The sequence below is a fragment of the Nitrosospira sp. Nsp1 genome, from assembly GCF_900100985.1.
In the GTDB taxonomy this organism is placed as follows: domain Bacteria; phylum Pseudomonadota; class Gammaproteobacteria; order Burkholderiales; family Nitrosomonadaceae; genus Nitrosospira.
Map to the genome: position 1 here is coordinate 145517 of NZ_FMUF01000004.1, position 22368 is coordinate 167884.

At 51.9% G+C, this 22368-nt stretch carries 20 protein-coding genes and 1 pseudogene; 15 read left to right on the forward strand and 6 right to left on the reverse strand.

What is annotated here, in order from left to right:
• Positions 1–180: 180 nt before the first annotated feature.
• From BLP78_RS03950 to BLP78_RS16195, 3 genes are all read left to right on the forward strand, one after another.
• Positions 181–738 (forward strand): DUF488 domain-containing protein, encoded by a 558-nt coding sequence (locus BLP78_RS03950; RefSeq protein WP_090456738.1) that lies wholly within the window; start codon positions 181–183, stop codon positions 736–738.
• Between the two features lie 89 nt (positions 739–827).
• Positions 828–1274, forward strand: coding sequence for a hypothetical protein (locus BLP78_RS03955; protein WP_090456740.1), 447 nt, complete (start codon positions 828–830; stop codon positions 1272–1274).
• Between the two features lie 93 nt (positions 1275–1367).
• Positions 1368–1460, forward strand: a complete 93-nt coding sequence (locus tag BLP78_RS16195; protein WP_371128851.1) for a hypothetical protein — start codon at positions 1368–1370, stop codon at positions 1458–1460.
• Positions 1461–1877: 417 nt separating this feature from the next.
• Here BLP78_RS16195 and BLP78_RS15500 read toward each other — a convergent pair whose 3' ends face one another.
• Complete coding sequence (locus BLP78_RS15500) at positions 1878–2066, reverse strand: hypothetical protein (protein ID WP_090456744.1); 189 nt, start codon at positions 2064–2066, stop codon at positions 1878–1880.
• A 431-nt stretch (positions 2067–2497) separates the two neighbouring features.
• Here BLP78_RS15500 and lodA point away from each other — a divergent pair, with 431 nt between their 5' ends.
• The 5 genes from lodA to glk all read left to right on the forward strand — a co-directional run bounded on the left by lodA (position 2498) and on the right by glk (position 8742).
• A complete protein-coding gene (gene lodA, locus BLP78_RS03975) occupies positions 2498–4537 on the forward strand; it encodes a CTQ-dependent lysine 6-oxidase LodA (protein WP_090456748.1) in 2040 nt (679 codons plus the stop codon).
• 6 nt (positions 4538–4543) lie between these two features.
• Positions 4544–5656, forward strand: a complete 1113-nt coding sequence (lodB, locus tag BLP78_RS03980; protein WP_090456750.1) for a lysine-epsilon-oxidase maturase LodB — start codon at positions 4544–4546, stop codon at positions 5654–5656.
• A 174-nt stretch (positions 5657–5830) separates the two neighbouring features.
• Entirely contained in the window at positions 5831–6955 is a 1125-nt protein-coding gene (locus tag BLP78_RS03985) for a DNA recombination protein RmuC (protein ID WP_025041569.1), read from the forward strand.
• A 12-nt stretch (positions 6956–6967) separates the two neighbouring features.
• Positions 6968–7741: a M90 family metallopeptidase gene (locus BLP78_RS03990; protein ID WP_090456752.1), complete on the forward strand. Its 774-nt coding sequence runs from the start codon at positions 6968–6970 to the stop codon at positions 7739–7741.
• Positions 7738–8742, forward strand: coding sequence for a glucokinase (glk, locus tag BLP78_RS03995; protein ID WP_090456754.1), 1005 nt, complete (start codon positions 7738–7740; stop codon positions 8740–8742). Before BLP78_RS03990 ends, glk begins: the two co-directional genes overlap by 4 nt.
• 43 nt (positions 8743–8785) lie before the next feature.
• Here glk and BLP78_RS16200 read toward each other — a convergent pair.
• Positions 8786–9210 (reverse strand): annotated as a pseudogene (locus BLP78_RS16200) (NnrS family protein).
• Between the two features lie 136 nt (positions 9211–9346).
• Here BLP78_RS16200 and greB point away from each other — a divergent pair.
• On the forward strand, positions 9347–9976 hold the full coding sequence (greB, locus tag BLP78_RS04005) for a transcription elongation factor GreB (RefSeq protein WP_090456888.1): 630 nt from the start codon (positions 9347–9349) through the stop codon (positions 9974–9976).
• Between the two features lie 19 nt (positions 9977–9995).
• Positions 9996–10823, forward strand: a complete 828-nt coding sequence (locus BLP78_RS04010) for a TrmH family RNA methyltransferase (RefSeq protein ID WP_090456756.1) — start codon at positions 9996–9998, stop codon at positions 10821–10823.
• Between the two features lie 72 nt (positions 10824–10895).
• Here the strand turns inward: BLP78_RS04010 and BLP78_RS04015 are convergent, their stop codons facing one another.
• Together BLP78_RS04015 and acs are read right to left on the reverse strand one after the other, a co-directional pair.
• The gene (locus BLP78_RS04015; protein WP_371128852.1) at positions 10896–11891 is read right to left on the reverse strand and encodes an MBL fold metallo-hydrolase; all 996 of its coding nucleotides are present in this window, start codon (positions 11889–11891) and stop codon (positions 10896–10898) included.
• A 34-nt stretch (positions 11892–11925) separates the two neighbouring features.
• Positions 11926–13890 (reverse strand): acetate--CoA ligase, encoded by a 1965-nt coding sequence (gene acs, locus BLP78_RS04020; RefSeq protein WP_090456758.1) that lies wholly within the window; start codon positions 13888–13890, stop codon positions 11926–11928.
• A gap of 224 nt (positions 13891–14114) precedes the next feature.
• Between acs and rimP the strand changes: the two genes are divergently transcribed.
• Genes rimP through truB form a run of 5 tightly spaced genes read left to right on the forward strand, consistent with a single transcriptional unit; the run spans position 14115 to position 20072 of the window.
• Positions 14115–14543: a ribosome maturation factor RimP gene (gene rimP, locus BLP78_RS04025; RefSeq protein WP_090456760.1), complete on the forward strand. Its 429-nt coding sequence runs from the start codon at positions 14115–14117 to the stop codon at positions 14541–14543.
• A gap of 29 nt (positions 14544–14572) precedes the next feature.
• A complete protein-coding gene (gene nusA / locus BLP78_RS04030; protein ID WP_025041560.1) occupies positions 14573–16060 on the forward strand; it encodes a transcription termination factor NusA in 1488 nt (495 codons plus the stop codon).
• A gap of 17 nt (positions 16061–16077) precedes the next feature.
• The gene (infB, locus tag BLP78_RS04035) at positions 16078–18690 is read left to right on the forward strand and encodes a translation initiation factor IF-2 (RefSeq protein WP_090456763.1); all 2613 of its coding nucleotides are present in this window, start codon (positions 16078–16080) and stop codon (positions 18688–18690) included.
• A gap of 23 nt (positions 18691–18713) precedes the next feature.
• Positions 18714–19094 carry a 30S ribosome-binding factor RbfA gene (gene rbfA / locus BLP78_RS04040; RefSeq protein ID WP_090456765.1) on the forward strand — a complete coding sequence of 127 codons (381 nt, stop codon included), beginning with the start codon at positions 18714–18716 and terminating at the stop codon, positions 19092–19094.
• A 30-nt stretch (positions 19095–19124) separates the two neighbouring features.
• Positions 19125–20072 (forward strand): tRNA pseudouridine(55) synthase TruB, encoded by a 948-nt coding sequence (gene truB, locus BLP78_RS04045; protein WP_371128853.1) that lies wholly within the window; start codon positions 19125–19127, stop codon positions 20070–20072.
• 207 nt (positions 20073–20279) lie between these two features.
• Here truB and BLP78_RS04050 read toward each other — a convergent pair whose 3' ends face one another.
• Entirely contained in the window at positions 20280–21119 is an 840-nt protein-coding gene (locus BLP78_RS04050; protein ID WP_090456769.1) for a response regulator, read from the reverse strand.
• A 303-nt stretch (positions 21120–21422) separates the two neighbouring features.
• Complete coding sequence (locus tag BLP78_RS04055) at positions 21423–22361, reverse strand: GGDEF domain-containing response regulator (protein ID WP_090456892.1); 939 nt, start codon at positions 22359–22361, stop codon at positions 21423–21425.
• Between the last annotated feature and the right edge of the window lie 7 nt (positions 22362–22368).

Below are 22368 nucleotides of genomic sequence, written 5' to 3' on the forward strand. Positions count from 1 at the left end.
TATAGGGATGCCCCGGAGGGAGCTTCGTCAACTCTCTGCAATTATCTTGTGTATAAGAAGAGAATGTTAACGTAAGTGTTGGACTGACTTTCATCGTCCTTCGACGTTTTCCATAGTGGGAGTGTTTCCGGTGCTTACGTACCGATAGAGGATACCAGCGAGCGGGGAAGAGCTAACGCCATGAGTGAACAGCAATCAGCATCCGAGCCTTTGATATGCACGATTGGGCATTCCACGCACCCATTGGACGAATTCGTTGGTGTATTAAAAGCGAACGAGGTCACGCATATCCTTGATGTGCGCACCGTACCGCGGTCCCGGCATAATCCGCAATTCAATAAGGAAACGCTACCCGGCTCCCTGAAAGTAGCAGGTATCAAATATACGCATATGCCGGGGCTTGGCGGGCTGCGGCATGCGCATAAGGATTCGATCAACGGGGCTTGGCGCAACGTCTCTTTTCGCGGATATGCGGATTACATGCAAACGCCGGAATTCGCCTCGAATGTGCAGGATGTAATGGAACTTGCCGAGAAGGAACGGTGCGCACTGATGTGTGCCGAAGCGGTTCCGTGGCGCTGCCATCGTTCGTTGATCGCCGATGCGCTTACCGTACGTGGGGCACGGGTTGAAGATATCATCAATACGCAGGGACGGAAGGTACATGTGATAACGCCCTGGGCACAAACGGATGGCTTGAGAATTTTCTATCCTCCGCAAGAGAATCTGCCGTTGTAGGAAGAGTTTAATAGATAAGGATGGTTGCCGCGCTCATAATGCGGGTCATGAATAACGAAGTGAATCAATAGCAGGGGAGTAGCCCAATTATGAAAATTTTGTGTGTTCAGTGCATAGCACTTATTGCCTTCATGATGCTGGTTCTGCAGCCTGCCACAGCATTTGAGGACAGCCGGTCGGGACAGCAGGAACCGGATAAGAATCAGGTAAAACAGCGGGGGCAGCAAAATCGCGAGCTGAAGCCTTGGGAGGCGAGACCATGGGATCCGAAGCCGTCGGCATCGAAATCATGGGAATCGAGGCCATGGGACTCGGCTTCGGAAGAGGTGAGGCCAAAGGATTTAAGGTCGGACGAAGCACGGAAAGCTACGGAAGAGAGACGCCGGGTCGGTAGAAAAGCCAGGAAGGAGCGAGCGGAAAAAAAAGAAGATACGGCAGAAGTCAGCAGCTATCAGGATCGCGTCAAGCAACGTCAGAACAAATGGCAAAGGCACCAGATGGAAAGCGAGCGGTATTATCCGATGGGCATGAGGTAACAAATCGGCGCAATAATTACCCGCTAATTTGATGGGTTGGGGTGGGGTGCGTCGTGCCCAACATCCGGGGACTGCGACCAATTGCTCACCGCTGTGTCCGAGCCCGAGACCTATGCAACGCTGCTAACCGGTTTGGGTTTGCTCGGATTCATGTCGCATGCCGCAAGAGTGTTTAAGCTGGCCTGATCCTGAGCCACAAGGAAGCGGTTTCTCTTTTGCGACTTTCTCGTTTTCAGCCAAGCCATTGTCCCTTTCGGATCTGCTCTGCTCATGGAAGCCAAGCAATTGAATAGAGACATGCTGCGACGTTTGGCAGAATACCGGATAATACGCCCGAGCGTACGGCCAGTCTTTGTGCGGAATACCGTTCGAACCGTCAGCCGACGCCGCTTCCGCCACCGCCGCGATAATCCGATCCTTCGAGACGCGCGCGAGATAATTTTCGAGTTCCCGCCAATCCTCCATCTTTATCACCGGTCTATATAACAACGGAGTGTGGGGGTCTAATTTGCATAAGCACCTTTGAGAAGTGGATTATTCACTTACGGAGGGGTTTAAGCTCGCCGAGATCCCGGTGCGATGAGGCAGCCCGTGTCCGTGTTCTCAAGTGAAACCTGATCCTTTGCCGGCCCATTCGGAGAAGGGGGTGCTCCGGTCTCGTCCCTGATTGATGCACCACATTCTGAATACCCCTTCCGGCGTCCAATGCGATCGCCGCTTGTCGTCATTCTTTGCCCATACCCCTCCGCTCGCCATCTGTTGAGTCAACAACGTTTCCCAAAGCTTGCCCATGAAGCCCGCTTCTGCGTGCATCACGCAGGCCAGGATCGCTACGAGTGCCTTCTATTTAATTCCTGTGAGCAGGTCAAATGGTCAAACAGAAGCTGTTTATTGCTTCTTATTCTCGATTTGGCGCTCAAGGAAAGCAACTAAACTCGACCAACTCTCGGGGTCAAAAAAATGTCAAGGCTCGCGAGAGGTGATAAAGAACATTAACAAAAAGACAAAAGGAAACGAACATGGGAATCTCAATCCGCATCAAGGCAGGGGCAAATACAGCAATCTCCAGCCTCAACGCTTCGGGAAGCGTCCAATAAATTCAACCATAGAGCAGGGCAAGTCGAAAAGCATAATTGGGCTAATGGCACGTTAGCTGGATCTAGCTAATGGGGCTTTATTGATAAAGTGGTTTTATTCATTTATTACAAAATGGAGATGCTGTCATGCAATGCAAGATCCACCCCTCGATTGGGGTAGCACGTTTAGGGAGTAGCAAAGGTCAGTTTTGTCTATCACCAGAATCGATCGGTGGTTTGCCTTTTGAAGCGGATCAATACGGCAATAAGCAAGGCACTATTGTCCATTTTAAAGACGACGTTGGCCAGGTACGCAGGCAAGGTCAGCCTTTTAAAGTATACCAGGCCGATGGCAGCGAATTGACATTGAATTCCGCTAATGTCGAATCCATCGAGTGGACGGTACATTTGGCCAATAAAAAAGCCGCTTGGTACCAATATGCAGAATTGAAAGGAAATTTGCTTTATGGTGAAAATAACAGTTATCAAAGTCGTGGCGTCGCATTACGTAACCCTAATGTGAAAGATGATGATCGCAGAAAGCTGATTGTGGACCCAGGGCCGCGAAGCGTGTCGGGGGCGCGTCAAACGATTGGTTTTGATAAAAGCTCTGTACCAGACGGCTATCCGGCGACGTACCCGTCGGAAGTCGTTCTTTACGGTAATCACGTAACCACGCTGGGCAACTTGATCACAGACGATGCAGGCCGCCTGATCGTTTTGGGCGCATACGGCAACGCCGGTGGCAATGCGCCTCTTACCAGTTATGGTGGGTCAGACACATGGCACGACGATATCGCAGATGGGCCGGTTTATTGCAAAATCACCTTTAACGACGGATCGCCCGCACAAGAATTACAGGCGTGGGTAATTGTTGGTTCACCAGATTTCGCGCCGGAGATTGTAAATATTTCTACGCTGAGCGACACCATGTTTGATTTAGGCGTTCGGTGCTTTAATTTGGTTCCAGAGATGTATGTCAACGGTGCTTTTTGTAAATCGTTCCAGGCGAATTATCAGCGTGACATATTGCCGATTATCCAACGCACTGGGCGCTATCAATGGGTGGCTAATGTTCAATCCATGATGGCGTTTTCATCCAATGTTTTTGACTTTTCCGACAGCAGCGACGCGAATAAGGCCAATCGCCAACACTATTTCTCGTTTTTTCGGCAGCCAGACGACAAGCAGAACCCGTCTTCCGATCAACCGCAGCAAATATTGTTTAAGGAAACTGTGGGAGGGCATTTTCCACAAATGCCATTGAACTCCGGCAGTAATTCGGTGAGTAATGACATCATAGAAAAATTTTTAGCGCTTAACGAAACCCAGTATTTTTTACTGAACCAATGGGCCAATGGAAATTTTGTAAGCGATCCTGTTTTTAAGCCTTACAACGTTGATGTAATGGATGAAGCCGGCGTGGGCAATTGCGTTGGGCTGCCGATGTGCCCGGGTATAGAAGTGACCTGGAGCTTGCAAAACAAGAATATCTACTCTGCGCCTTATGTTATCGAGGATCAAAAAGGTAAAAATGGATACAACCAAACGGGTTTGTCACCTTCGCGGGATGAGTGCGAAGGGGGTGGCTGTGAGCCCGGTGATTTAACCAAAAGAATGGCGTGCCCATGGCAAGCTGATTTTTTTCAGTGTACGGTCCAGTACGTAAATTTTACAGACCCCAACGTGAATAAATCAGAGCAGAAAGTACCAATGCCACCAACCTACTATACGTATTGGTGGCCACCACAAAGCCCCTGGGATGTATTAACCGGCGATCTTACCGCCGAAGGCCAGGCTAAATCTCATATGCCTGCAGGGCAGCAAATGAATTACGCGCGCGGCATTAATACGTTTGTGCAAATGGTGGAGCATTGGTCAGCATTGGCATTTATTCGGGATTCCAACCCGCAAGACACAGGCTTTCCATACTTCACAGAAACAGAGCGTAACCATGAGCTGTTCTCTTATCAAGACGTGGGTGTGGGTCTTATAAGCGGAAATCCAGAAGACAACGAGACCCAGATTCCCGTTTTTTATATCGAAAAAAAGAAAGACGTAATTAAAGCCAAGAGTCTGCGTGCTGCAAAAATGGTGGAGTTTCTCGAACAACGCGCATTTAAACCCATTGAAGTTGCCAGCGGTGGTTTAGGCATGCCTCGCTCCGGTACGCGCAGCAGGCGTTAACGGGCGGTGGATAGCATTGTTCATCAAACCGATGCGCTGATATTCGGCGGAGGCCCTGCTGGGGCCTCCGCCGCACTTGCTCTCCTTAATTACTCAAGCTCTGACGTTATATTGGTTGAGCAGTCTGATTTCAACCAGGTTCGCGTGGGAGAGCAGGTTTCGGCGAGCATTTTCAGCCTGATGGATTATTTGATAATTGACAAAGATGAATTTGACGAGGGGAGTTTTATTCCCTCTTACAGTGGCACATCGTATTGGGGCAGTGATAGGCCCAATTGCCGTGATTCAATATTCACGACCGAGCAGGCCAGTTTTCAATTGGATCGTGAACGATTCGATTTTAAATTGGTTGAACAGGTTGTTCATCGAGGAGGACGCATATTTCCACGAACCAGGTGCATGTCAGTTGATAAACTTGATAATGGCGGTTGGCGAATCCAACTCAAGCATCCTGTGCAAGGTGTATTTTATGTCGAGGCAAAGTTTTTGGTGGATGCAACCGGCCGAAACGCAAGCATATGTAAACGGGTAGGCGCTGCCCCAAGGAAACTGGATAATCTGGTGGGCGTAGGAACTTTTTTTAACCATGACCCGAAAACCATGCTTGCCCATGAATATTTAATTGAGGCAGCCGAACTGGGGTGGTGGTATAGCGCTTTATTACCCAATAATACGATGGTGGTAACTTTGTTTTCCGATGCCGATATCGTATCGCATCATCAACTGCATCAAGGCGATAACTGGGCAGCACTGTTACAGCAAACGAATCACGTCAAGATGCGGGTTAAGGGCGCGTCAATATGCTCAAATAAGCCTTGGGTTCGCAATGCTGCGTCACAGATAACGGATTTTTCGTCGTGCAAAAATTTTATCGCGGTTGGCGATGCGGTCAGCGCGTTTGACCCGATATCATCAATGGGTATTGGTTTCGCAATTTCCACCGCGTGTCAAGCGGCCCGTCTTATTGCAAATAACTTGACTCGAAATACGATAGACGCATTTGCATCCTACCAGCTTGATATAACAAACCATTTCAACGGCTACCTTAAAACACGCAATAAATTTTATCAGCACGAATGCCGCTGGCCTAAGTCAGACTTCTGGAGCCGGAGACATTAAGAAATTTGGCTCTGTTGCAAAAAAGGACAAACCAGAACTGCGTCCCTGATCTGATTGATTAAGCGCTGTAGATGCCGAACTGCCTTTCAATGAGGCGAATTTCTCCTGTGGCGCCCTGGTCATGTTTTCCATATGTCCAGTTGTCCTATTTTCTCCGGTATACTCTACAACATCATGCCCGGACCCCTGCTGATTATTGCTTCCGCCGCCATATTGCTTGTCACCATGGCTTTTCTGGTGATCAGGCTCAGCATGCTTTCGACAATGGTGCGCGAACTGTTGGGGCATCAGGCGAAGTCGATGGAAGACAAACACCGCGACATGCTCAAGGACCTGCACGAGGGATTGGCAAAGCAGGGAGACCGATTATCGGAGGCGCTCGGTAAAACCTCCGAGCAGTTGCGCGGCACGGTAGAGTCGCGATTGGATCAGATCAGCGGCCATGTTACCGAGCGTCTTGACGAAGGGTTCAAAAAGACTAACGAGACTTTTACCAGCGTCATGACGCGGCTTGCGACTATTGATGAGGCGCAGAAAAAAATAGATAGCCTCACCACCAATATGGTGAGCCTGCAGGAACTTTTGGGTGATAAACGTTCCCGCGGCGCATTCGGCGAGGTACAACTGGAAGCACTGGTTCGCAATATTCTGCCTGCTGCCGCCTATACGATGCAGCACACGCTTTCCAACGGTAGCCGTGCCGACTGCGTGTTGAGGCTTCCTCCACCGACCGGCATGGTGGCGGTGGACTCGAAATTTCCCCTTGAAAACTTTCATCGCATGTTTGACCGCCATGCGGATGAAGCCAGCCGGGCATTGGCCCAAAAGCAATTCAAGGCGGATGTGAAGAAGCATGTGGATGATATTGCCGGCAAATATATTCTGCCGCCGGAAACCTGTGACGGCGCGGTGATGTTTGTGCCGGCGGAGGCCGTTTTTGCCGAAATCCATGCTTATCACTACGATGTGGTCGATTACGCCATGCAGAAGCAGGTATGGATAGTCTCACCGACAACCTTGATGGCGGTGCTGAATACTGCGCGCGCGGTGTTGAAAGATATCGAAACTCGCGAGCAGGTGCATATCATCAAGGATGAACTCTCCAGGCTCGGCAAGGATTTTGCGCGATTCGACGAGCGCATGAAGAAGCTTGCCGATCATATCCGTCAGGCTAATCAGGATGTGGAAGAGGTACACGTTTCGAGCCGCAAGATCAGTCAGCGCTTTGCGCGGATCGACGCGGTGGAACTGGAAGCTCCAGAAGTGGAAACCCCTGTGCTGGAACCCGGCGATGGCTGATTCCGAATCTCTATGCTTTCGAACTTCAAAGCCTGGTATCGTCGCCGCATCCTTAAAAATGAATCCATACCTGATGATATCTGGCGACAGGCCGTAACGCGCCTGAGATTTTTACGCGGCCTTGATACGGCTGAGCTAGAACGACTGCGTGAATACGCCACTCTGTTTCTTCATTCAAAGCAGATAAGTGGCGCGCACGGGCTGATCGTCACCGATGAAATGCATGTGCTGATCGCAGCGCAGGCGTGCATTCTGATCCTGAATCTCGACCTGGATTATTACGATGGCTGGGTCGAAATTATCGTTTACCCCAGTGAATTCATTCGCAATTATGAGTATGTGGACGAAGATGGAGTGGTGCATCATGCGGCCGAGGCCGTATCGGGAGAATCCTGGCTCGGCGGGCCCCTGATTCTTTCCTGGGAGGATGTTTCTGCTGCTGAAGCCGAGTTGGGGTATAACGTCGTAATACACGAGTTTGCGCACAAACTCGACATGCTGAACGGCGATGCCAACGGATTCCCGCCATTGCATGCGGACATGAGCCGGCAAGCATGGAGCGAAGCTTTCAGTGAAGCTTATGCAGATTTTTGCAGACGCGTCGATGCGGATGAGGCGATAGAAGTGGATCCCTATGCGGCCGAGGATCCCGCGGAGTTCTTCGCAGTAATGAGCGAGGCATTTTTTGAAATACCCTTGTCGGTAAAGCTACATTTTCCTGGGGTATATGAGCAGTTGATGTTGTTTTATCGTCAGGACCCTGCCCAACGTTGGAGAAAATCGTGACCGGATATTACATCAGCGGTGATATTGGCGGAACCAAGACATTGCTACAGGCAACTGAACTGAAGGACGGCGACGCTCAGGTATGCTGCGAACGCCGTTATGCCAGTCAGGAATACGCGTGTTTTTCCGATATGCTGAGGGAGTTTTTGCGGGAGACGATGGCGCTGGGCATTGGCTCCAACCCCGTAAGCGCCTGTTTCGCGGTGGCGGGACCGATCACGCAACAGGTGGCAAATCTCACCAACTTGCCCTGGGTGATGGATAGTGCAGCTATCACCAAAGAATTTTCCATTCCTGTGGTTAAACTCATCAACGATTTTAAAACCGTGGCACTGGGTATTGAAACCCTGCCCGAGAGTGACCTGGCAACGCTGCAGGCAGGGAAGCCTTCTGCTATGGAGCTTCGGGTTACGCTTGGCGCAGGCACGGGCATGGGTGTGGCGTGGCTCATATGGCAAGACGGCCGCTATATACCCTTGTCCAGTGAAGCAGGGCACATGGATTTTGCTCCCGCGGATGAATTGCAGGATCGCCTGCTCCAATATTTGCGGAAGAAATTTGGCCATGTATCGATCGAGCGGATACTGTCAGGGCCGGGATTGACCAATACTTTCAATTTTCTGCAGACGGACTTGAATAGCACGCCAGCGCTGGTGCAGGTGCGGCTGAAGCCCGATGGCGCGGCGCAAGTATCAGACCTGGCTTTCAACCAAAAACATCCCATCGCAATGAGAGCGATGGATTTATTTGTTGAGATCTATGGCGCTTATGCCGGGAATCTGGCACTGGCGGGCTTGTGCCGTAATGGCGTGTATGTGGCGGGCGGTATTGCCCCCCGGATCATCGATAAGCTGAGAGAAGGCGGTTTCATGAAAGCGTTTCGCGACAAAGGACGTTTTTCCTCATTGATGGAGGATATCCCGGTGCATGTGGTCATGAATCCAAAAATCGGACTGCTGGGCGCTACCCAAGAAGCGCGGCGGATTGCCGGAAATAATTAATGACCATGATGCCCGCGTGATATCGTTGTCACTCGACGAGTGATCAGCCCGGTTTATCATCGATCCGCGGTCGCCAGTAGAGGGGAACATAGCGAACTGCCCAGAGTGTGAAGCAGATCAGCCAGGACAGTCCCGCCAGGAGGTATAGCGTCATGGTAGCCGTACCGAAAGCGTCAGGCAAAAGATCGGGAAATATCCGCAGCAAAACTACGGCCTGAAACCGATAAACAGCCGCCAGGTAAATTTGTCCAGCACCAGTAAGTTTCCCGAATGCCCAAGCGTGACACGCGAAGCCATGCCCAGCACCATATTCGCGAAGTATCCGATTGCCAGCGCAATATCATGGCGCCTAGCGAGATCGAGTACCCACCATAACAGTGTGAACGCACCTTGCAGAGCTCCAGCCAGAAACATGCCATGATGCGGCGCTGCAGCGAGACGGTGCCAAACAGACGCGCTGTTATTCATAGATGGAGTAGCCAGGATAAGCTGGTTTACTTGAGAGCGGATATTATTGCGGCGCTGTAACGATCCAATAATAGTGGGCCTGAGCCTGAAGGTCAGTTGTTTTAAATATCAATATTTTCGGGCGCGATATCAGAATATGAGCAAAGCGTTTACCAAGGAAACAGAACCGGCTGATGATCTTGAAGAAGAGGTTATCGACACTCCATCTTCTTTACCTGCCGGTAGTAGAAACTATATCACCCCCGGCGGCCATGCACGGCTGATGGACGAGTTTCAATGGCTGATGAATAAAGAGCGCCCCCATGTGACCGCTACAGTATCATGGGCTGCCAGCAATGGCGACCGCTCGGAGAACGCCGACTATATCTACGGCAAAAAGCGCCTGCGTGAAATCGACCGGCGTATACGTTTTCTGACCAAACGCCTGGATATGGCGGAAATAGTGGACCCAGCCGCACCCAGGGATGACGAGACCCGTATTTTTTTCGGCGCAACCGTTACATTTGCCAATGAAAAAGGCGATGAAAAAACAGTTGCTATCGTAGGCGTGGATGAGATCGATACTTCCAAAGCCTACATCAGTTGGATTTCACCCATGGCACGCGCATTGATCAAGGCGCGGGAAGGGGACGTGGTGACATTGCACGCACCGGGTGGCACTGAAGAACTGGAAATTCTGGAAGTCAGATACCGGATGATTCCGATGGAACCATTCGGAAAAGCAGATGAGGCTGAAGTGGGGGCGGTCGATACAAATAGCCGCTGAGGCTATTCGCAGTCTAATCATGAAATTTATCAGTTCCCGCGATAATCCATTCTTCAAGAAAATGATCAAATTGGCCGGGTCTGCACAGCAGCGCAGAGCAGCCGGCTTGACACTGCTCGATGGCGTACATCTGGTCTCTGCCTATCGTGTTGCACTGGGACAGCCGGAAGTTCTCATCATGAGCGAGTCGGGTGGGGAAAGCGCGGAAATAAAACGCTTACTGGAGGAATGGAAACCCAGGGAAAGTTTGAACTTGGTTGTGTTGAGCGACTCGCTGTTTCGCGAGGTTTCTCCAGTCAAGACTCCAACCGGTATCATGGCGCTGGCACGCGTCCCCTCGGCTGAAATCATCCTCATACGTAAACCTGCAAGGAATCAAAACAAGCGTGGAAGAAATGAAAGTTTTTGCGTATTGCTCGAAGCCATACAAGACGCTGGAAACATCGGCTCCATACTGCGCTCCGCCGCCGCCGCAGGAGCGACGGATATTTACTTATCCAATGATTGCGCGGATGCGTGGTCACCCAAGACGCTGCGCGCCGCGATGGGTGCACACTTTTTTCTGCATATTCACGAACAATCCAATCTGCCGGAAGTGGCGCGTGCATTTGGCGGCAAGGTAATTGCTACCAGCCTGAGAGCAAAAAACAGTCTCTACCAGACCGAATTGACGGGGCCGATCGCACTGGTGTTCGGTAACGAGGGCGTGGGCTTGTCTGATGCGGTGCTGCAAGTAATCACTGACGAAATCAGCATTCCCATGCCCGGTGGAACGGAATCATTGAACGTGGCGGCAGCGGCGGCGGTATGTTTTTTTGAGAGAGTAAGGCAGATGGAAACGGCCTGAGAAATATTCAGCTTCAGATTTCCGGGTTTCCTTTACCAAAGACATCCTGCGGTTTGCGATACCGTATCGACTTCAACTGCTTCCTCCCGCATGATCCAGCCAGTATTCCAGTCCCTGCGCATTCAGCCCAACATCCAGGTTTAACAGAGAACGAATTTCTTCCTCCGGCAATTTGCAGCCGTGTGCGATAACTCGCTGTAACAGCAACTCTCCAAGTTCCTCCATTAGTGCGGAATGCCTGTTGGGCGCATCGTGCAATTTCCGGGCTATCGACACATGGGCATCGATCAAATCGTGCATCTCGGCCACATGGCGCGGCAAATGGCCGATGCGGCCGTAGTGTGTAAGAAAAGCATAAGAAGGGTTGTAGGTCATGAGCCGGTCCAGCGAGGCATGCGCGGCTATCGGATCGAACTGCACCGGCGTAGTGGTCGGAAACACGAACTCCATGCCGTCCACATCGAATTCGCGATAGGAGATGCCGAACGTGTCGCCGGTAAAAAACGACTGGCTTTGCTTATCGAAGATGCAGTAGTGATGACGTGCGTGGCCTGGCGTATCAAGAAAAAGTAACGGCCTGCCATTGAAATCCAGACTGAATCCATCGGGTGCCTCAACGATGCGATTTGCCTCCACTGGACGGATAACCCCATAGACACGTTTGAATTCCGCTTCTCCATACACTGCCATTGCGCTTGCAACCAGCCTGGCGGGGTCGGCCATGTGTCGCGCACCGCGGGGATGTACCACCAGTTTCGCATTGGGAAAACGATGCATGAATTCTCCCGCACCTCCGGCGTGATCCAGATGTATGTGGGTCAGGAACACGTACGCTACATCCACCGGGGCGATATTCTTTTGGTGCAGGATTTCCATCAGGCCGGCGACGGAAGATGATGTTCCAGTATCCACCAGTGCCGCTTTTCCCGCCTCGACAATCAGGTGAATCGCGGCCAGCCCCGTGCGGAAATAGTCCGCGTCGATAGCGCTGATACCATGGTCGTAGTCGGTGACCCGAGGCAGGCGGACGGGCAGCGGTGGGGCTTCAGCCGATGCTTCTGCCTGGATATGAAGGCGATTATTCGTCAAGCTATCCAACCCTCTATGCTATCGGGTGCTTCAATTGTTCAAGTATTGCAGGGTTTTCCAGCGTAGAAACATCCTGCGTTATTTCCTCGCCTTTGGCCAGGGTGCGAAGCAAGCGCCGCATGATCTTGCCTGAACGGGTTTTCGGGAGATTATCGCCGAAGCGGATTTCATCGGGTTTGGCAATAGGACCAATTTCTTTCGATACCCAGTCACGCAATTCCATTGCAACATTGTGGGCATTCTCGCCCTCCGGGCGCTCGCCCTTGAGCACCACGAATGCGACGATGGCCTCGCCCCTGATTTCATCGGGTTTGCCTACCACTGCCGCTTCTGCGACAAGGGGGCTGGCCACCAGCGCGGATTCGATTTCCATGGTACCTAAACGGTGACCGGCAACGTTCAATACGTCGTCGGTACGCCCCATGATCCAGAAATAGCCATCCAGGTCGCGGTTGGCGGAATCGCCGGCCAGATAGTACTTGCCGCCAAGTTCTTCGGGAAAATAGGTTTGCTTGAAGCGTTCCGGGTCGCCCCATAAAGTACGTGCCTGTGGCGGAAACGGGCGTTTGATGACAAGAAACCCGCCCTTGCCGTTAGGCAGATCATGACCTGCCTCATCCACAATGGCCGCCATGATGCCAGGCAAGGGCAGCGTGCAGGAACCGGGCTTGAGCGGCACCGCACCGGGCATGGGGGCAATCATGTGGCAGCCTGTTTCGGTCTGCCACCAGGTGTCCACAACGGGACAGCGGGACTGGCCAACAACGGTGTAATACCACATCCACGCTTCCGGATTGATCGGCTCACCTACCGAACCGAGCAGGCGCAAAGAGGAAAGATCATATTTTCCGGGCAGGTCGGGCCCCAGTTTGATTAGCGACCGGATCGCGGTGGGCGCTGTATAAAACGAGGTGACTTTATGGTCCTGAATTATTTTCCAGAAGCGGCCTGCGTCGGGATAAGTGGGAACCCCCTCGAAGATGATCTGGGTGGCGCCCACGGCCAGCGGACCATAGGTAACGTAGCTATGTCCCGTAACCCAGCCCACATCGGCGGTACACCAGAAAATATCGGTGGGTTTGTAATCGAAAATCCACTCCATGCTTGTGATTGCGCCCAGCAGGTAACCCGCGGAAGAGTGCTGCACACCTTTTGGTTTGCCGGTGGAACCAGAGGTATAGAGCGTGAATAGCGGGTGCTCGGCATTGACCCATTCCGGCTCGCAGGTGTCGCTCTGGTCCCTGATCAATTCGTGCCACCAGATATCGCGTTCTTGCAGTTGCAGGTTGTCGTCACTGCGCTTATATACAATGACCGATTTCACGGAGTCGGTGTTACCCATGGCAAGCGCTGCATCCACCGCGGCTTTCAAATGGTTGACTTTGCCACCGCGCCGTTGCTCATCGGCGGTAATGACAGCCACTGCACCTGCGTCAAGAATGCGCTCATGAATGCTTTTGGAAGAGAAGCCACCAAATACGACCGAATGCGTCGCACCAATGCGAGCACAGCTTTGCATTGCCACTACGGCTTCGATACTCATCGGCATGTAGATAATGACACGATCGCCTCTCTTGATGCCAAGAGATCGCAGACCATTGGCAAACTGGCAAACGCGGCGATGAAGATCACGGTATGTGGAACGGGTGATTGTGCCGTCATCCGCCTCGAAAATAATCGCGATCTTGTCCGGCTGGGTTGCCAGATGCCGGTCGAGGCAGTTGAACGAGACGTTCAGCTCGCCATCATCAAACCATTTGAAGAAGGGATGGTTCGTTTCATCCAATACGCGCGTGAACGGTTTGTGCCACAATATGTGTTCGCGCGCCAGTTTGCCCCAGAACGCAGGAAGGTCTTTTTCAGCTTCGGCGCAGAGGGCATGATAAGCTTCAATGCCGGACACATTGGCTTGTTGAACAAACGCCGGGTCCGGCGGAAAAATGCGCGTTTCATTCAGAATGGATTTGATCGCGGCCACGGGATGCCTCCAATGAGTTTTTATTTGGGAGATCGGTGAAATTGTATCATTCATAAATTCATAATATGTATGGAACCGCTGAATAAGCGCTAAACGGAAACAGATATTCCCTGACGCAACCAGTTATAATTCAAACAGGGGTCTATTTCATTAAGTATAAAATTTTGCTAAAATAGCAATGACTATGGGCTCTTTCTAGCCCATTTTTTGTTTGTGCCGGCACTATGGATCTGTATGAATTGCTTGAATCGACCTTGACCGGGCTGGGCTATGAGCTCGTCGAAGTGGAGCGGTCTTCGCGAGGGAAAATGTTGCGTGTGTTCATTGACAAACCCGACGGTATTACCGTAGATGATTGCGGGGCCGTCAGCAATCATCTGAGCCGCTTGCTCGCGGTTGAGAACATCGATTACGATCGACTGGAAGTTTCATCGCCCGGCTTGGACAGGCCGCTAAAAAAGGCCGCTGACTTCATCCGCTTTGCGGGTGAGTCGGTTAAACTGAGGCTACGCGTGGCGTTACAGGGTCAAAGAAATTTCGTCGGAATTTTGCGTGAAGTGAACGACGGGATATTAAAGCTGGAAGTAGACGGAAAAATGCTCGATCTGGATCTAAACAATCTCGAGAAGGTTCGTCTGGTTCCAAAATTGTAATTATTCGAGAGAGATTGGCTGGAGGTAACATGACGCGCGAAGTTTTACTTTTGGTGGATGCGCTGGCGCGCGAAAAGAATGTCGAGAAAGACATTGTTTTTATCGCGCTTGAATTGGCGCTGGCATCCGCTACAAAAAAGCGTTTTCACGAAGACGCTGATGTGCGTGTGTCGATCGATCACCAGACAGGCGATTATCAGTCGTTGCGCCGCTGGCAGGTAGTGGCGGACGATGCTGTGGAAGAGCCTGCCCGTCAAATTCCGTTGAGCGAAGCATTGCAGCGCAATCCTGAAATCGAACTGGATGAATTCATCGAGGAAGTATTGGAGCCGGTGGAGTTTGGGCGTATCGGCGCTCAAGCTGCGAAGCAGGTGATATTCCAGAAAATTCGCGACGCTGAGCGCGAGCAGATTCTGAGCGATTTTCTGGAACGTAAAGAATACATGGTTACCGGGACCATCAAACGGATGGAACGTGGCAACGCAATCATCGAGTCCGGCAGGGTTGAGGCGGCACTGCCCCGCGATCAGATGATCCCGAAGGAAAATCTGCGCGTCGGCGACAGGGTGCGCGCCTATTTATACAAGATCGACCGGACCGCCCGCGGTCCGCAGTTGATATTGTCACGGATTGCACCGGAGTTTCTCGTAAAACTGTTCGAACTGGAAGTGCCGGAAATAGAGGAAGGTCTGCTGGAGATCAAGGTTGCAGCGAGGGACCCGGGCTCACGTGCCAAGATTGCGGTAAAGTCTCACGATCAGCGCGTTGACCCGATCGGTACCTGCGTAGGTATGCGGGGTTCGAGGGTGCAGGCGGTAACTGGCGAACTGGCCGGAGAAAGAGTGGACATCATTTTATGGTCCGACGATCCCGCTACATTCGTGATCAATGCGCTGGCGCCCGCCGAAATCAGCAGCATCCTGGTGGATGAGGAAAAGCACAGCATGGACATCGTGGTGGATGAAGATAACCTTGCCCAGGCTATTGGACGTGGAGGCCAGAATGTACGGCTTGCGTCTGAGTTGACGGGTTGGGAGCTCAACATCATGACGATGGAAGAGTCACAGGCAAAAAATGAAGAGGAATTTTCCGTGCTCCGGCACCTCTTCATGGAAAAACTTGATGTGGATGAGGAAGTGGCGGATATTCTCGTGCAGGAAGGTTTTACCACGCTGGAAGAAGTGGCTTATGTGCCGCTCAATGAAATGCTGGAAATCGAGGCATTTGACGAGCAGACGGTCAATGAGCTACGCACTCGAGCTCGTAACGCTCTTTTGACGGAGGCGATCTTCAGCGAGGAAAAAGTGGAGAATATAGCAGAAGACCTGCTTTCTCTGGAGGGTATGGACAGTCAGACAGCGCGTGAATTGGCGGCCAAAGGGGTGAATACTCAGGAGGATCTCGCCGATCTGGCTGTGGATGACCTGATTGAAATGGTCGAGATGGATGCTGAACGAGCCAGGCAGTTGATCATGGCGGCGCGCGCACCGTGGTTTGCCTCGGCAGACAGGGCATAGGTTATTAAAGGTTATCAATGTCTCAAATGAACGTAGAACAATTCGCTAGTGAACTGGGTGTGCTTCCTGCAGTGCTGCTGGAGCAACTCCGGGCCGCCGGTATCCGCAAGCATCTGACTGAGGATAGTTTGACCGAAAGCGATAAAACCCAGCTTCTCGACTATTTGCGCAAAATCCACGGTGCCAATGAGGACAAGGGCAAGATTTCTCTTCCGCGTCGGCAGACTTCCGAGATCAAGAAGTCGGATAGCACCGGCAAAGCCCGGAGTATCCAGGTAGAGGTGCGCAAGAAGCGTGTGTTTGTGAAGGGTGATTTAACGACCGAGACAAAGGCGGCGGAACCCGCTGTCATTTCCGTTCCCGTTACGACTGCGCCGGTTCTCACGCCGGTGGTGGATGCGGCACAGCAGGCCTTGCGGCAAGAGGAAGCGAGAACACAGGCTGAATTGATCGCACGGCAGACTGCGGAACTGAGGGAAAAGAAACAACGGCAAAAGCCGGCAGTTAATATCGAGGAAGTTGAGCCGGCTGCCGCAGTCCCGGGCGAACCCGTTGCTACTCCCGAGCCCATACCTGCTGCGCCTGTCGGTACCCCATCGGTGGCGCCTGCGGTTGAGGCGGCCCAGCCTGCTCCAACCGAAGGAACATTGCATAAGCCGGTAGTCAAGCCGGAAGAGAAGGCGGCGAAGGCCGAAAAGAAAAAGAAGCAGGCCAAGCAAGTGGTCTGGAAAGACGACAGGGTCGAGAAACGTGGAGGACTCAAGACACGGAGCGATTTATCCAGCGTCAAGGGTTGGCGTACGCGCAGAGATAGACACGGTAAAGCGACTACGGAAGACCAGGGCGCTCACAGCTTTTCCGTACCCACCGAACCGATTGTCCATGAGGTAATGGTACCTGAGACCATTTCCGTCGGGGCGCTCGCGCAGAAGATGTCGATTAAAGCCGCAGAGGTTATCAAGACCCTGATGAAAATGGGGAATATGGTAACTATCAATCAAATGCTGGACCAGGAAACTGCCATGATCGTGGTGGAAGAACTGGGCCATGTCGCCAAATATGCGGCGCTGGATAGCCCTGAAGCCTTTCTGGCGGACACGGAACTACCCGGAGCGGGATCGAAGACGGAGCCGCGTGCGCCGGTAGTTACCGTTATGGGACACGTCGATCACGGCAAGACTTCGCTTCTCGATTACATACGTCGTACACGTGTGGCAAGCGGAGAAGCTGGCGGGATTACTCAGCACATTGGTGCCTATCATGTGGAAACTGAAAGAGGCATGGTCACGTTTCTGGATACGCCCGGCCATGAAGCTTTTACCGCCATGCGCGCCCGCGGCGCCAAAGTTACCGATCTGGTTATATTGGTTGTAGCGGCGGATGACGGCGTAATGCCTCAGACAATCGAGGCGATACACCATGCCAAGGCCGCCAAAGTGCCGATCGTGGTAGGAATAACAAAAGTAGATAAACCCGACGCTAATCCAGAACGTATCAGGCAGGAACTGGTAACGCAGGGAGTCGTCCCGGAAGACTGGGGTGGCGATACGATGTTCGTCGAGGTTTCCGCCAAGACCGGCCAAGGCATCGATTCATTGCTCGAAAGCGTACTGCTCCAGGCTGAAGTGCTGGAACTCGGGGCCGTAACGGACGGACCCGCCAAAGGTATCGTCATCGAGTCGCGCCTGGATAAAGGCCGTGGCCCGGTGGCGACAATACTCGTTCAGTCGGGAACCTTGAAGCGTGGTGATATATTGCTGGCAGGCGCCGTCTTTGGCCGAGTGCGTGCAATGCTCGACGAAAGCGGTCGGCCGGTGGAGCAGGCCGGACCTTCCATTCCGGTGGAAATTCAAGGCTTGTCAGAAGTTCCTGTCGCTGGCGAAACGGTAGTGGTGCTGACGGATGAGCGCAAAGCTCGCGAAATCGCACTTTTCCGCCAAGGCAAATTCCGCGACGTAAAGCTTGCCAGACAACAGGCGGCCAAACTGGAAAATGTATTTGAGCAGAAGGGTGAGGTCAAAGTACTCGCGCTTATCATCAAAGCCGACGTGCAGGGTTCTTACGAAGCGCTGACGCATGCGCTGCAAGGGCTTTCCACCGACGAGGTCAGAGTCAATATTATCCACAGCGGTGTGGGGGCGATTACCGAATCCGACATTAATCTTGCGCTCGCTTCCAAAGCCGTTGTGATTGGCTTCAATAGCCGCGCAGATACGGTGGCGCGCAAGCTCATCGGTTCTACCGGAGTGGATGTGCGTTACTACGGTATTATTTACGAGGCTGTGGACGAAATCAGGGCAGCGCTATCGGGCATGATGACCCCTGACCGCAAGGAGAACGTTACGGGTCTGGTAGAGATACGCCAAGTGTTTCGCATCTCTAAAGTGGGCGCGGTGGCGGGTTGCCTGGTGCTGGAGGGCGTCATCAAGCGCGGGTCGCTAACCAGGCTGATACGCAATGGCGAACTCATTCACACAGGCGAGCTTGATTCGCTGAAGCGTTTCAAGGACGACGTGAAAGAGGTGAGAGCGGGTTTTGAATGTGGTTTATCACTGAAGAACTTTAATGACATCCAGGTGGGGGATCAACTGGAAACATACGAAATCGTCGAAGTTGCACGTAGCTTGTAACTGCCGCACCGGATGGGATCATCATGCCTAAAGATTATTCCCGCTCGCTGCGGATAGCCGACCAGATTCAGCGTGAACTCGCTGACCTGATTCGCAACGACCTCAACGATCCCCGTATTGGCATGATCACCTTGACCGGTGTCGAGGTGAGCCAGGATTACGCGCATGCCAAAGTTTTTTACACGACGCTGCGTAGCGAAAGCGACAATTTCCTCACCGGCAAAGGATTGGAAAACGCATCTGGATTTTTACGCAACCACTTGATGCATCGATTGAAGCTTCGAGTAATCCCGCAACTTCATTTCATTTATGACGAGTCGGTCGAGCGCGGTGTGCGTTTATCCCAACTGATAGATGAGGCCGTAGCACAAGAGGCGCCGGCAAACGAACCGGATGATACCTGATCTGTATCCGATCAGGTATAGATCACCTCCATATTGAACCGTGTTCTAAAACCTGCAAGCGTCAAGCGTCACATCAGCGGCGTCCTGCTGCTCGACAAACCAGCCCACATTTCGTCCAATCAAGCGTTGCAGGTAGCTAAACGCATCTTTGCAGCGCATAAGGCCGGTCACACAGGTACGCTTGACCCGATGGCAACCGGCCTGTTGCCCATTTGCTTCGGGGAGGCTACAAAGTTCTCGTCGGCATTGCTTGGGGCGAACAAGGCCTACGAAGCGACGCTGAGGCTGGGCTATATCAGTACAACCGGCGATGCCGAAGGTGAAATTTCAGTTGCAAGCGAAATAGCACCCAGCGATTTGAAGTTGGCGCCGCAGCAGATTGAGGCGGTACTGAAAAGATTTACCGGCACGATCATGCAGGTGCCGCCGATGTATAGTGCCCTGAAACATCAGGGGAAACCCATGTATGCTTACGCAAGGGAAGGATTGGAAATCGAGCGGCAACCACGTGAAGCCATTATTCATGATTTGCATATCGAGGCCATCGAGGGGAATGGTTTACGCATCCTGGTCAAGTGCGGTTCGGGTACTTACATCCGCACGCTGGCTGAAGATATAGGCAAGGCGCTAGGATGCGGTGGGGCATATCTCACCCGCTTGCGCCGAAGCATTGTTGATAATTTTGACTTATCGCAAGCTTATACGCTGGATGCGCTTGAAGCTATGCCGCTGCCGCAGCGAGACTGCTGTCTGCTTCCGGTCGATATTCTCATGCGGGACCTGGCGACCGCTACACTGGATGCCGCGGCGGCGGCATCTTTGCTTCAAGGACGTGTGATCTGCGACTATTTCTCGCAGGATTGCCTATCCGAGGGACAAAAGATTCGATTGTACGATCAGACCAAACGTTTTCTGGGATTGGGAAAAATAACCGCAGAGGGTGAAATCGCCCCTAGTAGACTTATAGGGAACGTTTGAACAGTTCGGTGGAGGTAGAGCAAAAGGTTTTCGCTGCTTCCCCGATCCCGATTATTTTGTCGGATTACTCATCCGGAAGCGGAGCTTTGGCGGCGTAATTTAACCTGATAACAGTTGGCTGACCTGATACCGGTTGATTATGCTGCGCTAACTCCACCGGTCCAGCTACTGGTAAACCCGGGGTTCATTCGGGGATCGGAACAAAGGTTAGGAATTTTGTTTTGACCGCATACTGTCGGTAACATCTTTACCTATTCCGCGATAACCGATGAAGCGGCCAGACGAGTCGAACATCGGTTCTCCGCTAACCATCAGATATTGCTTGGCGCCATCGGCTTTAGTGCGGCTGTAGACAAAATCGATAAAAGGCCGTCGTGCCGTGATATTTTCCTTGAACGCGGCATACTCGGATTCATTCCAGCGCGTTCCACTATCTTCCCTATGCTCACCCATCAGTTTGTCAACCCCGATCCCGAGCATGTCGAGGACGGGTCCATAAACCTTGGTAAAATGCCCCTTCTCGTCCTGTTCCCAGTACCAGTCAGACGCCAGTTCGGTCAACCGGCGAAAGCGCGCTTCGCTCTCGCGTAGTTCCGCAGTTCGCTCCGCCACGGTTTGTTCCAGCTTTTTATTATAATCCTCGAGTTGCTTATATAACAGGCGTACTTCCAGCATGTTGTGGATACGTGTCTGGACTTCGACCAGATCGAATGGCTTGCTGACAAAATCTTTTGCACCGGCCTGAAGCGCTCGCAGCTTATGACCTGGCTGGGCAGTGATTACGAGTACTGGCAAATAGCCTTTCGGTTCAATTTGCTTCAGGGCTTCCAACACCTGAAAGCCATCCATGCCCGGCATTTGCAGATCGAGAAGAATCAGATCATAACGACTCTGGCGATAGAGCTCGGATACCTCGCGTGGATTCATTGTCGAGGCAATACAGGTATAACGTGCGTCGCTCAGCATTTGCTCAAGCAGCCGGACATTAGCTTCCTGATCATCGACAATCAGGATTTTAGCATTAAGAATGTCGGGAGTACTAATCATTTTCTGTTCCCTATTCACTGGCAATTAATCGATTTTTTTCGAATTTGCCTAAGATACTCCATCGTTCTGTAGATGGTAATGGTAAAAGCAACTATTTCTCAGTAACTGACTTTTGCCATCCCCGACCAGAATGTGGAGCCTATCAGCACGTCTGTCCGGGATAAACACGGAGCGGAACGGGTACCGCGCACTCGATATCCATATTCCACTCTATTCTTTCCTGACGAATTTATATTGTTGACACGGAAATACCTTGCCAAACTCGAATCGAGCTCGTGAGTCTACGCGAAACAGAATTGGCCATCACATATATGCTCGCTCCGAAATTCGATAGGTATTCTTGTTTGCCTGCTTGGCGTCCAGCAGAGCCGCGTCCGCATTTTTCAAAAGCGTATTGACATCTTTGCCATTGAACGGATAAAGACCGATACCCGCACTCGCTGTGACCCAAACATTATTTCCCTGAATACTATAGGGTTGTGACAGCACTTTGATAATTTTTTCTGCTGCAAGTGCTACACCGTTGACGTTACTGACATGCGGCATTGCGATCACAAATTCATCACCACCAAGTCGCGCTACGGTATCTTCCTGACGTACAGCCGCCACCAGGCGTGCTGCGACCAATTTTAGAAGCAAATCGCCGACGTCGTGACCCAAGGTGTTATTGATCTGCCTGAAACCATCCAGATCCAGATATATAACCGCCATAATGCTGTCATATCTTTTTGCGTGGATAATTGCCTGGGAGACTCTCTCCACCAGAAGCCGCCTGTTGGATAGCCCAGTCAAAGGGTCATGCAGTGCCATGAATTCCTGCGTTTTAGCATAACTGCGTGATCGCTGATGCAACAAACGTACTTCCAGCAGATTATGAACCCGGGCAAGCACCTCGGCCATATCAAACGGTTTACTGACGAAATCTTTTGCCCCGGATTGGAGCGCGCGGAGCTTACAGTCAGGATTAGCGGTAATGACCAGTACGGAGAGGTATCCGTCCGCTTCGATCTCCTTCAAGGCTTCGAGCACCTGAAATCCGTCCATGCCGGGCATTTTGAGATCAAGCAAAATCAGGTCATAACGATTTTGCCGATGCAATTCATAAACCTTATAGGGATCCATCGTCGAACTGATGGAAGTATAGTTTGCAGTGCTTAACACGCTTCGCAGGAGCTGGACATTTGATTCCTGGTCGTCAACGATCAGGATTTTTGCATTATGAATGTCGGTTTCAGTGATCATATTGCTT